The organism is Kitasatospora indigofera (genome assembly GCF_014655955.1).
GTDB lineage: Bacteria > Actinomycetota > Actinomycetes > Streptomycetales > Streptomycetaceae > Kitasatospora > Kitasatospora indigofera.
Genome location: NZ_BNBO01000001.1, coordinates 130,969 through 146,616, shown reverse-complemented (window position 1 = coordinate 146,616; position 15,648 = coordinate 130,969). Strand labels below are relative to the sequence as shown.

The window sequence follows — 15,648 nt, the reverse complement described above, 5'->3', positions numbered from 1 at the left end:
GCGGAGCCGGCGAACGCACAGCCGGCGAACACTCAGGCGGCGAACGCGGAGCCGGCGAACGCACAGCCGGCGAACACTCAGGCGGCGAACGCGGAGCCGGCCGCCCGGGACTCGGAGACCACGGAACCGGACACCACGGCCGCCCCCGCGGACTCCTGACCCCTGCACCGGCTGCCCTCCCACCGACCGGTACCCGACCGGCAGGTGCCGGCACCCCGGGCGGGCCGTGGCGCCGTGCGGTGCAAGGGTGGTGGCGCCGCTGTCAGGTGAGGCCGGCCCGTTCGGCGGTCTCCTCGCCGCGCTGCATGTGCTGGTGGGCGGCCTCGCCGAGGGCGGTGATGACGCCCGCGACGACGGTCTCCACCACGGCCAGGGTGGGCACCAGGCTGTCGTAGGGCGACGGGGCGCCGACCTGGCTGGAGAGGACGACCTCGGCCTGGGTGCTGACCGGGGAGAGCCAGGTGTCGGTGAAGAGGACCACGCGCCCGCCGGCGTCCCGGACGAGTTCGGCCATGGTGACCTTGTCGTCCTCGTAGCGGCGGTAGTCGAACACGACCAGGACGTCCCGGCGGCCCATCGAGGCGAGGTGCGCGGTGCGCTCGACCGGGCGGTCGGGCAGGAAGCGGACCTCGTCGCGCAGTTGCATCAGGTGCAGGCCGAGGTACTGGGCCAGCAGGTGGGTGAAGCGTCCGCCCGCGAGGGTGATGTGGCGCTTCGGGTCGGACAGCAGCTGAACGGCGCGTTCCAGGTCGTGCGGCGGCACTTCGGCGAGGGTGCGGTCCACGGCGGTGGTGAACACCTCGCGGCCGCGTCCCAGCAGCGCGGCGGGGCCGGCGTCCGCCCCGGCGGCGCCGTCCGCCGCCGCGGTGCCGTAGCCGCCGGCGGTGTAGAGCGTCAGCGGCGAGGCGTGCCGTTCGTCCAGCTCGGCGCGCAGGGCCGTCTGGAAGTCGGGGAAACCGCGGTAGCCGAGGCGGGTGACGAACCGCAGGACGGTGGGCGCGCTGACGTCGGCGCGTTCGGCGAGGGTCGCGATGGTCTCGAACCCGGCCGCCGGCCAGCCTGCCAGGAGCACCCGGCCCACCTTGCGCTCGGCGGGGCTGCACTCGCCGAGCCTCTGCCGGATGTCCTCGGCGAGCGTGGGGGAGGCCATGGTGCGTGTTCCTTTCGCGGGACGGCGGCTGCCGCCCGGTCGGACGGGGACGGACCTGATCCCCGCAGCCTAGCGGCGCGCCGGGCCGCGGAGGGCCTCCTGACCGGATCGGCGGTCAGGGAGCGAGCGGGGCGACGGCCGTGTCGAGCTGGGTGAGGGAGACGGCGGTGCGGCCGTCGGTGGTCCAGGCGCGGGTGTCGCCGGTCCTGGTGAGGGTGACCCGGAAGCCGGGTGCCGACTCGTAGGTGGTGGCGGTGGCGCTGCGCTGCGCGGTGGTCGCGACGAGGGCGCGGGCGGTGCCGCTGAAGGAGTACGGGACGGCGTCGGGGTTGTCGACGGAGGAGAAGACGTCGGTGTTGGCGGGCACGGGCGCGGTGCCGGCCGGACGCAGCGGGCTCTTGCCGTCGGCCGGCCGGGCCTGCCAGGTGCGCGGGTCGTAGCGGTCTCCGTCGGTGAGGTAGCTGTAGCGGACGTGGTCGACGGACCAGCCGGTCGTGCCGGTGCGGGTGCGGGCGCGGCGCAGGTCGAGGACGGCGACGCCGTGGGTTCCCAGCACCCGCAGGGTCTCCTGACGGGTGCCGACGTGCTCGACCTCCACCGCGGTGTCCTCGTCGAGGGCGAACACCCGGTCGTGCCCGGTGTCGGCGGCCAGCCGCAGGGCGCGGCCCTCGCGGCCTTCGGTGCCCGTGTGGGTGTCGATCAGTCCGGCACCGAAGAACCCGAACCCTCCCTCGGGCAGGTGTCCGAGCCTGCTCGCGTCGTCGAACCAGCCGGGAGCGGAGCCGTCCCGCAGGGCCTGGTAGCTGTCGCCGCCGGTGACCATGTCGCGGCCGGCGGCGATCTGCGCGCCGGCGCTGGACCCGGCGACGACGGCTCCGGCGGCGAGCTTGGCGCGGATCGCGGCCAGCACCTTGGAGTCGGTGTGGGCGGCGCCGTGCAGCAGGCTGGTGACGTAGCGGTACTGGTCACCGCCGCCGAAGAAGAACCCGGTCATCGCGTCGACCTGGGCCACCACCGCGTCGGAGTCGGCGGCGGCCACGTGCTCGATGTCGATCGGGACCCACTGGGCGTCGGCCGCGCCGTACTGCTTGAACAGGTCCGCGTAGTAGGCGCCGTTGCAGGCGGAGTTGGAGCAGGTGGCCGGGTCGGCGGCGTCCGGGTCCTGGCTGGGCGGGACCGAGGCGGCGGTGAGGACCCCGATCCGGGCCCGCCCGTGTCCGCCGGCCTTGGCGACGATCTCCCGGTAGATGCGGACGTCCTTGAGCCCGCCGCCGACCAGGATCAGCGTTCCGCCGCCGGGACGGGGGGCCGTGGCGGACGCGGCCGGCGCGGCGGTGACGGCGAGCAGGCAGGCCGCGGCGACGACGGTGGCGGCTCTGAGCGTTCTGTTGCGGGACACGTGGGACTCCTGAGGAGAGGTGACGTGGTGAAGGGGACGGGACGCGAGGGGGGTGGGGCCAGGCTCGCGGTGGCGCGCCCGGCCCCGGTTCCGGCGGCCGGATCCGGGCCGGCGCCGGGGTTCGCGGCTGCCGGGATCAGAGCTGCCGGCGATCAGGACATCCGGGGATCAGGACTGCCGGCGATCAGGACTCCCGGCCGAGCCGGGCGACGGTGGCGGCCAGGATGGCGACGCGGGTCGGCACGGTGGAGGTGTCGAGCCACTCCTGCGGGGTGTGGTCGGCCCCGCCGACCGGTCCGAGGCCGTCCAGCGTGGGTACCCCCGTCCCGGCGATCAGGTTGGCGTCACCCACTCCCCCGGTGGCCGCGGCGCCGACGGTCACGCCGAGGTCGGCCGCCGCGCCGCGGGCGACGGCGTACATCGCCCGGGCGGCCGGGGTGTCCTCCATCGGCGGGCAGAGGTCGACCTGGACGACGGTCGTGGTGGTGCCGGGCACGACCTCGCGGGCGGCGAGCGCGCGCACGGCGTCGGCCGCCAGGTGCAGGCCCGCGGTGGTGCCGGCCCGGACCTCGATCCGCAGTTCGGCCTCGGGACAGACGATGTTGGGGCGGGTGCCGGCCCGCAGCACGCCGACGTTGACGGTGACGCCGGGCCAGCGGCCGTTGAGCTCCTGGAGGGCGACGACGTGGTGCGCCGCGGCGAGCGCCGCGTTGGCCCCGCGCTCCGGCTCGATGCCGGCATGGGCGGCCCGCCCGGTGACGACGAGCTGGAGGTCGGCGACGCCCTTGCGCCCGGTCACCAGGTCGCCGTTCTCCCGGGCGCACTCCAGGGCGAGCGCGTAGTCCGCTCCGGCGGCGACGCGTTCGGTCACCGGGCGGCTGGCCGGCGAGCCGATCTCCTCGTCCGGGGTGGCGATCAGCACCAGCTCGGCGCAGTCGTCCCAGCCGGCCCGCAGCAGGATCTCGACGGCGGTCAGACCGGCCAGCAGGCCGCCCTTGTCGTCGCTGACGCCGGGCCCGTGGGCGATGGCGCCGACCATGGCGAACGGCCGTTCGGCGGCGGTGCCGTCCTCGAAGACGGTGTCCATGTGGCCTGCCAGCAGGATCCGCCGGCCGCCGGCCGCGGCGGTGAGCCGGCCGGTGCGGCGGGCCACCAGGACGTCGCCCACCGGCGCCCCGTGCCCGGGGTCGGGCCGGGTGCGCTCGACGGTGAAGCCCAGCCCGTGCAGGCGGGTCGCGAGGAGGTCGGCGACCCGGTTGACGCCGTGCGGGCTGTAGGAGCCGGAGTCGACGGCGACGAGTTCGGCGAGCTCGGCCAGGTAGCGGGGCAGTGCGGCTTCGGCGAGCGGGAGCAGCTCGGCGGCGGTGACGGCGCTGCGGGCGGGGGCGCTCACAGAACCTTGGACAGGAACGCCTTGGTGCGCTCCTGCTCCGGGTCGCCGAGGACGCGGCGGGGGTCACCGGCTTCGACCACGACGCCTTCGTCCATGAAGACGGCGGTGTCGCCGACCTCGCGGGCGAATCCGATCTCGTGGGTGACGACCACCATGGTCATGCCGTCGGCGGCCAGGTCGCGCATGACGTCGAGGACGTCCCCGACGAGTTCCGGGTCGAGGGCGGAGGTGGGCTCGTCGAAGAGCATCAGCTTGGGTTTCATCGCCAGCGCGCGGGCGATCGCGACCCGCTGCTGCTGGCCGCCCGAGAGCTGGGCCGGGTAGTGGTCGGCGCGGTCCGCGAGGCCGACGCGGTCGAGCAGGCGCAGGGCCTCGCGGCGGGCGTCGGCGCGGTTGACGCCGGCGACCCGGACCGGGGCCTCCGTCACGTTCTGCAGCGCGGTGAGGTGGGGGAAGAGGTTGAAGCGCTGGAAGACCATGCCGATCTCGCGGCGCCGCTCGGCGACCTCGCTCTCGCGCAGTTCGTGCAGCCTGTCGCCGCTGCGGCGGTAGCCGACCAGGTCGCCGTCGACGGCGAGGAGTCCGCCGTCGACCCGCTCCAGGTGGTTGATGCAGCGCAGGAAGGTGGACTTGCCGGAGCCGGAGGGCCCCAGCAGGCAGCACACCTGGCCGCGTTCGACGGTCAGGTCGATGCCCTTGAGGACGTCGAGCCTGCCGAAGTGCTTGCGCACGCCCTGGGCGTGCACCATGGGCCGGGCCATCGGTTCAGCCCTTCCGTTCGGTGGTGAGGCGGCCGGCGACGCCGGTGAACAGGCGGCGCAGGGGCGGGACCTGGGCGGCGCGGGCGGTGCCGCGTCCGTAGCGGCGCTCCAGCCAGGCCTGCGGTCCGCTCAGCAGGGTGGTGAGCGCGAGGTACCAGAGGGCGGCGACCACCAGCATCGGGATGACCTGGTAGTTCTGGGCGTACACGTCCTGGATGTTGGACATCAGGTCGTGGGCGGCGATGACCGAGACGTACGCAGTGGTCTTGAGCATGTTGATGGTCTCGTTGCCCATCGGCGGGATGATGACCTTCATGGCCTGCGGGAGGACGATCCGGCGCATCGTCAGGGCGGGCTTCATGCCGAGCGAGTGCGCGGCCTCCTGCTGGCCCGGGTCGACGGACTGGATGCCGGCGCGGACGATCTCGGAGGCGTAGGCGGCCTCGTTGAGGCCCAGCGCGAGCAGGGCGGCGATGCTCGGGGTGAGCAGGCTGTTGGTGTCGAACCGGACGAAGGTCACGGTGGTGAACGGGATGCCGATCATCACGTGCTTGTACAGCGCGGCGGCGTAGGCCCAGAAGATGATCTGGACCAGCAGCGGGGTGCCGCGGAAGGCCCAGACGAACAGTGAGGACAGGGCGGCCAGGACGGGGTTGGCGGACAGCCGCATGACGGCGACCAGGGTGCCGAGCGCGAGGCCGACGGCCATGGCGGCCACGGTGAGCCACAGGGTGGTGACCAGGCCGTCGAAGATGAGGCCGGCGACGAGGTAGTGGCCGACGACGTCCCAGTGCAGGTTCTGGTTCTTGGCGAGGGAGCCGAGCAGGCCGGCCAGGGCGAGGGCGGCGAGCACGGCGGCGGCCCAGCGGCCCCAGTGGCGCACGGGCACGGCCCGCAGCTGTCCGGGGTGGTCGCCGGCGTCGGCCCGGCGCACCTGCGCGGCGGGGTGGAGGGAGGCGGCCATCTCAGTCCACCGCGCCGTTCTTGGTGGCCTGCTCGACGGCGATGGAGGCGACGCCGTACTTGTCGTAGATCTTGGCGAGCGAGCCGTCGTCGATCAGCTGCTGCAGGGCCTTCTGGACGGCGTCGGTGAGTCCGGGCAGGTCCTTGGAGACGGCGACGCCGTTCGGGGAGGCGTTGTAGCCGCCGGGCGCGGCCGGGTCGTCCACCACCTGGAAGGCCTTGCCGCCGTCGGCGGTCTTGGCGGTCCAGCCGGCCGCGGGCTTGGTCAGCACGTCGGCGATGACCTTGGCGGAGCGCAGGGCGAGTTGCGCGTCGGAGTCCTTGGGGAAGGCCTGGACGTCGACGGCGGGCCTGCCGGCGGCCTTGCAGGCGTCCTGCTGCTTGTCGAGGAGCTTCTGCTGGTTGGTGCCGGTCTGCACGGCCACCGGGCGGCCGCACAGGTCGTTCAGAGTGACGATGCCGTGCGGGTTGCCGGCCTCGACCAGGATGCCGGTGCCGGAGGCGGAGTAGTCGACGAAGTCGACCACCTTCTCGCGCTCCTTGTTGTCGGTGATCGCCGAGATCGCGGCGTCGTACTTGCCGGCCTGGATGGCGGGGACGATGCCGTCGAACTTCTGGGCGGTGAACTCGAACCTGACGCCGAGCTTGGCCCCGAGGGCCTGGCCGAGGTCGTGGTCGAGGCCGGTCATCTCCGTCTTGCCCTCGGCGATGTACATCTCGAACGGCGGGTACGGGACGTCGGTGGCGACCCGCACCTTGCCGGCCTTCCTGACGGCGTCCGGGAGGGCGGCGTGCAGGGCGGCGTCCTGCTTGATCTCGACGCCGGCGACGGTCACCGCCTGGGCGGCCGCGCCGGCGTCGCCGCCGGACGAGCCGCCGTCGCCGGAGCAGGCGGTGAGCAGCAGCGCGCCGCAGGCGGCGAGGGCGACGGCGGCGGCGCGTCTGTCGCGGAGGGTGGTCAGCACGGGAGGTACCTCTTCTCACATGCACCCGGGTCCGGCGGGAGCCCTGGTGGCTCTCACCGCGACCCCGGGGTGCGGGATCTGCCTGTCGAGAAGAAATTACACATCAGTCATTTCATTGGCTAGATGTAATGACTGTTTCATGTTGGTAACGGGGGCATGTCCGACAGGATCGGCCTTGACCAGCCAGGCAGCCAGTACTCCGATTACACCTTCACAGCTGGCGCGCCGATCTGTATCTTCCGTTTCAGGCCCGCCAGTTGCCCCACCTTCGGAGCGGGTCCTGCCCGCCTGACCGCCTGCACCCACAGAGCGTCAGGCCCTCCCCCATGGAGCACCCATGCCCCTCTCCCCCACAGCCGTCGCCGCCGCCCGCCGCGCGGCGGTCCGCGCCCTGACCGCGGCCGCTCTCGGCGCGGGCGTCCTGGCACCCGCGACCGGGGCGGCGGCCGCCACCCCCACCGGCAGCCTGGTGCTGGCCGGTGGCGCGATCGCCGCCGACAACGCGCAGGTCTACGGCGCCTTCGTGAACCTGGCCGGCGGCGCCTCCAACGCCCGGATCGGCATCATCACCGCCGCCTCCGACGTCCCCGCCAACGACCCGAACGCCTCCGACCCGGCGACCTGCAGCAACTCGGTCTGCAACGGCGCCTACTACGCGGACCTGCTCAGGAACACGTACCACGTGGCCGACGCGCAGTGGATCCCGATCGACCTGGACCACATCTCCAACAACGCCGGCAGCTCGGTGGTCAACCAGATCAACTCGCTCAACGGGTTCTTCTTCGGCGGCGGGGACCAGAGCCGGCTGGTCACCACCCTGCTCAAGAGCGACAACACCGACTCCCCCGCCCTGGCCGCGATCCGGGCCAGGTTCAACGCCGGCGCCGTCATCATGGGCACCAGCGCGGGCACCGCCATCGCCAACGGCCGCGACATGGTCACCGGCGGCGAGAGCTGGGACGGCCTGCGGTACGGCTCCTCCACCAGCATCAGCAGCAGCTACCCCGACGACCTCTCCTACCGGCCGGAGGGCGGCTTCAACTTCTTCACCTCCGGCCTGCTCGACACCCACTTCGCCGCCCGCGGGCGGGAGGGGCGCATCACCCGCCTGGCCGCCGACACCGGGCACACCCGGGCCTTCGGCATCGACGAGGACACCGCCCTCGTCGTCACCAACCCCGGCGCCGCCAACGAGAGCGACAAGGTCGTCGGCAGCCACGGGGTCTCCGTCCTCGACCTGCGCAACGCCACCGTCGGCACCTCGGCCGGCTACTGGGCCGTCGACAACGTCAGGTGGAGCTACCTGACCAGCGGGGACACCTACACCCCGGGCACCTGGACGAGCACCTCCGCCAAGCCCGCGTACGCACCGTCCGGCGGCACCGTCGGGTCCCGCTGGACGGACGTGTTCTCCTCCCCGGACTCGCCGACCGACCACGCCTACCGGATGGTCACCATGGCCACCGAGCTCGTCAACGCCGGCCGCAGCACCACGCAGTACGGCATCAGCTACGAGAGCGGCCCCACCTTCGAGGCCGACCTCACCAAGGGCACCGGCTACAAGGCCTGGAAGAGCGGCAGCGCGGTCTCCTTCGCCAACCTCACCACCCACCTGTACGTCTACTGACCGACCACCACCACCGGCCCGGGAACCGGCCCACCTGCGACCCGCCGGCGGTCCGCCCCCGCGCGTGACGGCCCGGCAGACGTGCGGACCGGGACGGCGGCGGCCGGCCTGCCACCACGGCCACCGCGCCCCCGTCGCCGTCCGGCGGGGCGCGGTGCGCACCGGACCGGGCCCCGGGGAGCACGGAGCAGGCGGACGACGGGTGTGACTTCGGCCACATCCGTTCCGCCGAATACGGGTCAACTGCCGTTCGCGGCAACCAAAAGCACTGGTCAAGGCCATAATCCCGAGCTCCGGACGACCCCGGTGCCGGACAAAACGATCTAGCTGTCCACGATGGATTGGGCCTAGCCTGCCCGCCATGTCCCAGAACACGAACACCCCCGGCATCCCCGCCCAGCAGACCGCTCCGGCCGGCGAATCCGCCAAGGTGCAGCGCCAGGTCCAGCAGCAGGCGGGCATCGGACCGGTCACCGGTGGCGGTGGCACCCTCTTCTCCGAGCCGGTCCTGGTGGTGAACCAGAAGGCCAAGCTGATCGAGCTGACCAACGAGTACTCGGTCTTCGACCAGCAGGGCGGCACGCTGGGCTCGGTGGTCCAGGTCGGCCAGAGCGGCCTGCGCAAGGTGATCCGGCTGCTCTTCTCCATCGACCAGTACCTGACCCACAAGCTGGAGATCCGCGACGCGCAGGGCACGCCGGTGCTGCTGCTCACCCGCCCGGCGAAGTTCATCAAGTCGCGGGTGATCGTGCAGCGTCCGGACGGCCAGGAGGTCGGCCAGATCGTTCAGCAGAACGCCATCGGGAAGATCAACTTCGCGCTGGAGGTCGGCGGCCAGAAGATCGGCGCCGTCAAGGCCGAGAACTGGCGGGCCTGGAACTTCTCCATCGTCGACGAGACGGACACCGAGATCGCCCGGATCACCAAGACCTGGGAAGGCCTGGCGAAGACGATGTTCACCACGGCCGACAACTACGTCCTGCAGATCCACCGCCCGCTCGCCGACCCGCTGCTCAGCCTGGTCGTGGCGACCGCGCTGACCGTCGACACCGCGCTGAAGCAGGACGCCCGCGGCCTCGGATAGCCGGACGCCGCAAGGCCCCTGGGCCCGCCTCCCCGGACGGGGGGCGGGCCCTGCCGTGTCCCCGGCGCCGTCGGCCCCGCCGGGGCCGGGACTCCGTACGGCGCGGGCCGGTCAGCGGAGGCCGTGGCGCCGGGACATGACCGTGGGTACGGGCGGGCGGTCCGCCGGCGCCGCTCCCGCCGCTCCGGGTGGGCGGTCCGCCGTCGACGCTGCGGCCGCCGCCGGTGCGACCGTGTCGCCGCCGCCCCCGGTCGCCGGGATTGCGGCCCGGCCGGCCCGCTCCGCCCCCGGCGCGGACGGGAGCGGCCGGCCGGCGGCGCCGCCCGGCGGACGGGCGATGCGGCCGGGGAGGGCCAGCCGGGCACCGACCGCGCCGAGCAGGGCCACCCCCGCCGCCACCAGGCAGGCCAGGTGGAAGGCGTCCATGAACGAACTCTGGACGGCCGTCAGCAGGTCCGCGCGTTGGAGGCGGGCGGCGGTGCCGAGGGCGGAGGCGACCGACTCCTCCGCGGCCGCGGCCGTCCGCGGCGGCAGGTCGGCGAACGACGTGTCGGCCAGCCGGCCGGCGAAGACGGAGGTGAAGACCGAACCCAGGACGGCGACGCCCAGGGTGCCGCCCGCCTCACGGGTGGCGTCGTTGACCGCCGATCCGACACCGGCCTTGGCCGGCGGCAGCACGCTGAGGATGGATTCGGTGGCCGGGGCGGTGGTGAGCCCGAGGCCGAGTCCGAGGAGCACCATCTGCCCGACGATCCGGTCGTACGGCACGAAGGTCGGCGAGGTGGCGATCCAGGCGAAGGAGGTGCCGAGCAGGACCAGGCCGCCGGTGACGACGGCGCGGGTGCCGAGCCGGGCGACCAGGGCCACCCCGCCCAGCGAGCCGGCCGCGATGGTCAGGGCCACCGGAAGGACGCGCACGCCGGTGGAGAGCGCGCCGTAGCCGCGGACGAACTGGAAGTACTGGGTGACCAGGAAGATGAACCCGAAGAGCGCGAAGAAGGCCAGGGTGACCGAGCCGCTGGCGGCCGAGAAGGCCGGCGTGCGGAAGAGCGTCATGTCGATCATCGGGTGGGCCCGGCCGCGCTCGATCCGGACGAAGACCGCGCCGAGGACGACCGCGAGGACGAAGCCCGCGATCGTGACGGGGGCGCCCCAGCCGCGCTCCGGCGCCTCGATGATCGTGTAGACCAGGATGCCGACCGCGGCCGAGGACGCGGCCAGTCCGGGCGGGTCCAGGCGGGCCGAGGACGGGTCGTTGGACTCCGGCACCCAGGCCCAGGTGGCGGCGAGGGCGAGGAGGGCCACCGGCACCAGGGCCAGGAACACCGACGGCCAGCCGAAGTGGGCCAGCAGCAGGCCGCCGGCCACCGGGCCGACGGCGACCCCGAGGCCCGTCACGGCGCCCCACACGCCGACCGCCTTGGCGCGGGAGCGGCGGTCGGGGAAGGTGTTGGTGATGATCGAGAGGGTGGTCGGGAAGATGGTCGCCGCACAGGCGCCCATCGCGAAGCGGACCGCCACCAGCCCGCCGGGCGAGCCGGCCACGCTGCCGAGGGCGCTGGTGGCCGCGAAGCCGCCGAGCCCCCACAGCAGGGCCGGCCGGCGGCCGAACCGGTCGCCGAGCGAGCCCGCGGTGAGCACCAGCGCGGCGAAGGCCAGGTTGTAGCCGTCCACCACCCACTGCAGCTCGCGGGTGGTGGCGTCCAGCTCCCGGCTCAGCTCGGGCAGTGCGACGTTCACGATCGTGGTGTCGAGGTTGATGGCGAACGCGGCCAGACAGACCGTGGCCAGGACGAGCAGGCGCCGACGAGGCGTGAGGGCGGGCATGAGTGACTCCAACCGCCGAGCATGTGGACAGTGACAACATGCGATGTTTGACACATTTCCACCCAAAGTGGACACTGTCAACATGCGGCCGGAAAGCGGTGGAATCTTGGAGAATCGGACATATCACCACGGAAATCTCCGAGCGGCCCTGGTCGAGGCAGGCCTCCGACTCGCCCGCGCCGGAGGCCCCTCGGCGGTGGTGCTGCGCGCCGTCAGCCGCGAGGCCGGTGTCTCGCACAACGCCGCCTACCGGCACTTCGCCGACCATCAGGACCTGCTCGCCGCCGTCGCCGCCCGCTGCATGGAGCAGCTCGGCCTGCTGATGACCGAACGCACCGCCCTGGTCCCCCCCGACGAGCCCGTCCCCCGCGCCTGGGCCAGGCTGGCCGCCATCGGCCGGGCCTACCTCGACTTCGCGCTCACCGAGCACGGCTGGTTCCGCACCGCCTTCTCGGGAGCCACCACCCACGGCGGCACTCCCGCCGGGCCGCACCCGGACGGCGGTCCGCGTCCGGACCACGACACCGACCCGTACACCCTGCTCGGCGCCCGGCTCGACGAACTCGTCGCGGTGGGCGCGCTCCCGGCCGCCCGGCGGCCCGGCGCCGAGTACGCGGCCTGGTCGGCCGTCCACGGCCTCGCCGGCCTGCTGGTGGACGGCCCGCTGCGGGACCTCCCCGCCGACGAGGTCCAGGTCGCGATCGAGACCGTACTGGCCGCCGTCGCCCGCGGGCTCTGAGCGCGGCCCACCGGTGCGGGGCCCGGCGCCGGAGGGCGGCCGCACCGCCCGGCCGGCGTTGCCGAGCAGCTACGTCCCGCCGACCGGGAGGGTGGCGGAGCCCTCCCGGCCGGTGGAGTCGACCGGGCGGCCCGGACCAGGGCCGTCCTGGTGCCGTTCGGGAGCGAGGCGCCGGATGAGCGCCTCAGCCGCCCGCGCCGACGTAGAGGGCGACGGCGTCGCCCGCGCCGACGGTGGCGGTGAAGGTGCCGTTGGAGGCGACGGTGTACTTGGGGCCGCTGCAGCCGCCGCCCGCGCCGGGGTCGCCGTGCTGGACGTCGCAGTAGCTGCCGGCCGGCAGGGAGGTCTGGAAGGTCCGGGTGACGGCGGTGGTCTCGTGGTTGACGGCCACGTAGCCCTTGGAGCCGCGGCCGAAGGCGATGGCGTTGTTCCCGTTCGACCACCAGTTGGTCACCGCGGTGCCGTTGGTGGCGTTGCGGAACCCGACCATGTTGGCGATCTGCCGCCAGGCGTGCTGGCACTTCCAGCCGTTCTGGTAACAGGCGCTGACGGTACCGCCGTTCGGCGGCCCGGCGTCGATGTCGCTGAACTCGTACCCCGAGTAGACGTTCGGCGAGCCGTACGGCCAGGCCAGCAGGTACACGTTGGCGAGGGTGTAGGTGTTGCCGTACTTGTAGTTGAGGGTGGAGCCGTTCCGCTCGGTGTCCCAGTTGTCGGTGAAGGTACGGCTGTTGGCGCTCGGCAGGTAGCCCGCACCCCAGGAGTCGTTCCAGTTGCTCAGGTAGGCGAGCTTCTCGTTGGCGAAGATCCGCTTGAGGTCGTAGGCGCCCATGAAGGCGTCGACGTCGCCGGTGCCCGTGTACTCGCCGGGCTGCACGGCCTCGCCCGCGCCGTAGATGACCTCCTGGGCCCAGTAGACGCCCGGGTTGGTCAGCTTGGCCTTGATCGCGGCGAGGTCACCGGCGGCGATGTGCTTCGCGGCGTCGATCCGGAACCCGTCGACGCCCTTGGCGATGAGACTGTTGAGGTAGGCCGCGATGGTCGAGCGGACGTAGTCGCTGCCGGTGTCGAGGTCGGCCAGGCCGGACAGCTGGCAGTTCTGGACGTTGGCACGGTCCGCGTAGTTCGAGATGTCCGTCCGGCAGGAGTGGAAGTCCCAGTCCTGGTAGTAGCCGGGGTAGTTGTACTTGGTGTAGACCGTCCCGCCGGTGCCGGTGCCGGAGCCCGCGCTCATGTGGTTGACGACGGCGTCCGCGACCACCTTCACGCCGGCCGCGTGACAGGTGCTGACCATCGAACCGAAGGCGGTCGCGTCGCCCAGCCGGCCGGCGATCCGGTAGCTGACCGGCTGGTAGGACGTCCACCACTGGCTGCCCTGGATGTGCTCCTGCGGCGGTGACACCTCGACGTAGCCGTAGCCCTTCGGGCCAAGGACGTTGGTGCACTCCTTCGCCACCGAGGCGTAGGACCACTCGAACAGCGTCGCCGTGACGGTCTTGCTGCCCGGGGTGGCCGCGCCGGCTTCGGTGGGGGCGGTCGCGAGGCCGGCCGCCGCCGTGGCCATGGCCAGGGTCGCGGCGGTGAGCGTGGCCCGGCGCCGTCGGCGGGGCACGGGGGTGGGGTGGTCCACGATGTCTCCTGGTGGGGGTGGGAGCCGGGGAGCCCTCAAGCACGGCATGATGCCTCCTGCAGCAAGTTGCCTGCAGAGTCATGAAACTTGCCGGAAATATTTGCGGGGCAGCGCAGAACGTACGACCTGCCGGTGGGGCCGTCAAGGGTTGCGGATGACGGTGCGAGGGCTCGCCCGCCGTCCCGTACGGCAGCGGGACGGCGAACGGGCGGACGTCGGGACGGCCGGCGGACGGGTACTCAGGCCCGGGCGGCGAAGACCGGCAGGTACCCGTTGGTGTGGCCGGCGGAGTTCGGGTGGTAGCTCTCGTGGACCGGGATGCGGGTGCTGTTCAACCACCAGTCGGACGAGCAGATCTCGTGGTTGGTGAAGTTCGGGCGGACGTCGCCGAAGCTGAATCCGGCGGCGGCGGCCCGGCCCGCGATCACGGAGTCGATCGTGTCGGCGGCGCCGTTGATGGCGCTGCGGCTGGTGTCGCTGATCCCGAAGGAGCAACTGCCGCCGATCTTGTAGAGGTGGGGGTAGTCGAGGACGACCACGCGGGCGGAGGGGGCGCGGTTGCGGATGCCCGCGTAGACCTGGTCGAGGAGGCCGGGCAGCTTGGAGTTGGCGAAGGACTTGGCGTTGTTGACGGCGGTCAGGCAGGCGTCGGTCCCGCTGAGCACGCAGGTCTGCATGGCGCCGGCGAAGCCCGCGTCGTTGCCGCCGACGCTGATGCTGACCAGGGTGGTGGAACTGTTGAGCGCGGAGAGCTGGTTGTTGATGACGTCCGTGGTGGTGGCGCCGGAGCAGGCGACGAACGCGAACGAGGACGGCGCGTGGGCGGCGGCCCACAGGGCGGGGTAGGCGTGGTTGCTGCGGTCGCAGGATCCGGCCGAGCCGATGTAGTCGCCGGTGCCCTCGCCGGAGGAGTAGGAGTCCCCGAGCGCCACGTACCGCCCGCCGGCGGCGGAGGCCGGCGACGCGGCGAGGAGCAGGCTGCCGGCGAGCAGCAGGACGGTGCCGAACATGGGCAGGACGGAGCGCGATCTCATGGGTCCTCCAGCGGTCTACGCGCGCCATGTTGACGCGGCGGTAACTTTTTAGCCGGACGACCCTCGTACTGAAAGATTCGCCACAGGGGCGGTTTTGTGAACCCGGTTCACCACCCCCTCACTGCACGGGAGTTGAGGGAGCAGCGGCCGCACGGTACTCGCGGGCGCGGTGTGGGGCGGCACTCTCACGCCGGAGCGGGGCCGGCGTCATGGGCCGCCGAGGCACACCAAGGCCCGCCCGTTCCGCGCCCACGACCACCGCCCGGCGGCCGCCGCCGGCGAACACCGACAGGCGACCGACGACCGCCGGCCCGTCGCCCCCATGCCGTCCACGCGACCGCCGAATGCGCACCGGTGAAACCCGATCTGTTCGTGGTCGCCCGTCCATGGCCGGGCCCGCCGGGGCCATCACGCGCCGCGTTCCCGGTAGCCCCCTGCCGGGCGAGCGGAAAGCGGAAACACCTGCCACCGGCCCGCCCGGCCGGCAGCCGCACCGTCGGCGGGCCGGTGGCTCGGCCGACAGTCCGCCCAGCACCCTGAACAGCCGATTCCGTCGCGCGCCGAGGCGGCGCCCCACCCCGCCCGCAGGCCGTCCGGCCGGGCGGCCCGCCCAGGTGATCGGCCGTCACCGAACCCTTCTCCTGGGCAATCTCACATCCGGACATCCCTGCCCCGCCGAATCCGCGCGCGCCTCGCAGCTCGTAGGCATCGGATATTCCGAACGGTTTCCGCAGCGGGAACCGCGCCGATTCCACCGGCCTCGGCACCGGATGAATCACCTGAACCGTCGGAGTCGTCCAGGTGCGTCCGCACCGGGGAGTCCGCACCGGGAGTGCGCGCCTCGGACGGGAGCACCGGGCCGAGCAGGAGCGCCGACGCGGGTCACCCGGTTCACCCGGTCCGCGCGGTTCACGACTGCGCACGACTGCGCACGCCTGCTCAGGCCTGCTCAGGCCTGCTCATGGGAGCCGGTCACGCGTTGCCGGACTGTAACCTTCAATACATTCATGATGCTCTTTGGCTCGATGTAATTTTTGTTCACACCGCTCGGCACTCTCGCCGCTCACCTCCCTCAC

The 15,648-nt window shown here is 72.8% G+C and carries 12 protein-coding genes; 3 read left to right on the top strand and 9 right to left on the bottom strand.

What is annotated here, in order from left to right:
* Positions 1 to 262: 262 nt before the first annotated feature.
* The 6 genes from IE329_RS00625 to IE329_RS00600 form a co-directional block, all read right to left on the bottom strand.
* The gene (locus IE329_RS00625; RefSeq protein WP_190208730.1) at positions 263 to 1,150 is read right to left on the bottom strand and encodes a MurR/RpiR family transcriptional regulator; all 888 of its coding nucleotides are present in this window, start codon (positions 1,148 to 1,150) and stop codon (positions 263 to 265) included.
* Positions 1,151 to 1,265: 115 nt separating this feature from the next.
* Complete coding sequence (locus IE329_RS00620) at positions 1,266 to 2,549, bottom strand: cyanophycinase (protein WP_190208729.1); 1,284 nt, start codon at positions 2,547 to 2,549, stop codon at positions 1,266 to 1,268.
* 184 nt (positions 2,550 to 2,733) lie between these two features.
* The gene (locus tag IE329_RS00615) at positions 2,734 to 3,942 is read right to left on the bottom strand and encodes a M20/M25/M40 family metallo-hydrolase (protein WP_190208728.1); all 1,209 of its coding nucleotides are present in this window, start codon (positions 3,940 to 3,942) and stop codon (positions 2,734 to 2,736) included.
* Complete coding sequence (locus tag IE329_RS00610) at positions 3,939 to 4,691, bottom strand: amino acid ABC transporter ATP-binding protein (protein WP_190209000.1); 753 nt, start codon at positions 4,689 to 4,691, stop codon at positions 3,939 to 3,941. Before IE329_RS00610 ends, IE329_RS00615 begins: the two co-directional genes overlap by 4 nt.
* A gap of 16 nt (positions 4,692 to 4,707) precedes the next feature.
* Positions 4,708 to 5,667 carry an amino acid ABC transporter permease gene (locus IE329_RS00605; RefSeq protein WP_190208727.1) on the bottom strand — a complete coding sequence of 320 codons (960 nt, stop codon included), beginning with the start codon at positions 5,665 to 5,667 and terminating at the stop codon, positions 4,708 to 4,710.
* Position 5,668: 1 nt separating this feature from the next.
* Positions 5,669 to 6,631, bottom strand: coding sequence for an ABC transporter substrate-binding protein (locus IE329_RS00600; RefSeq protein WP_229927053.1), 963 nt, complete (start codon positions 6,629 to 6,631; stop codon positions 5,669 to 5,671).
* A 337-nt stretch (positions 6,632 to 6,968) separates the two neighbouring features.
* Here IE329_RS00600 and IE329_RS00595 point away from each other — a divergent pair, with 337 nt between their 5' ends.
* Both IE329_RS00595 and IE329_RS00590 read left to right on the top strand, forming a co-directional pair.
* A complete protein-coding gene (locus IE329_RS00595) occupies positions 6,969 to 8,258 on the top strand; it encodes a cyanophycinase (RefSeq protein ID WP_190208726.1) in 1,290 nt (429 codons plus the stop codon).
* Between the two features lie 361 nt (positions 8,259 to 8,619).
* Complete coding sequence (locus IE329_RS00590) at positions 8,620 to 9,342, top strand: phospholipid scramblase-related protein (protein ID WP_190208725.1); 723 nt, start codon at positions 8,620 to 8,622, stop codon at positions 9,340 to 9,342.
* A 111-nt stretch (positions 9,343 to 9,453) separates the two neighbouring features.
* Here IE329_RS00590 and IE329_RS00585 read toward each other — a convergent pair whose 3' ends face one another.
* Complete coding sequence (locus IE329_RS00585) at positions 9,454 to 11,169, bottom strand: MFS transporter (protein ID WP_190208724.1); 1,716 nt, start codon at positions 11,167 to 11,169, stop codon at positions 9,454 to 9,456.
* A 196-nt stretch (positions 11,170 to 11,365) separates the two neighbouring features.
* Here IE329_RS00585 and IE329_RS00580 point away from each other — a divergent pair, with 196 nt between their 5' ends.
* Positions 11,366 to 11,908, top strand: coding sequence for a TetR/AcrR family transcriptional regulator (locus IE329_RS00580; protein ID WP_229927052.1), 543 nt, complete (start codon positions 11,366 to 11,368; stop codon positions 11,906 to 11,908).
* Between the two features lie 184 nt (positions 11,909 to 12,092).
* Here the strand turns inward: IE329_RS00580 and IE329_RS00575 are convergent, their stop codons facing one another.
* The gene (locus tag IE329_RS00575) at positions 12,093 to 13,472 is read right to left on the bottom strand and encodes an alpha-amylase (RefSeq protein WP_190208997.1); all 1,380 of its coding nucleotides are present in this window, start codon (positions 13,470 to 13,472) and stop codon (positions 12,093 to 12,095) included.
* Between the two features lie 305 nt (positions 13,473 to 13,777).
* Complete coding sequence (locus IE329_RS00570) at positions 13,778 to 14,572, bottom strand: SGNH/GDSL hydrolase family protein (RefSeq protein ID WP_190208723.1); 795 nt, start codon at positions 14,570 to 14,572, stop codon at positions 13,778 to 13,780.
* Between the last annotated feature and the right edge of the window lie 1,076 nt (positions 14,573 to 15,648).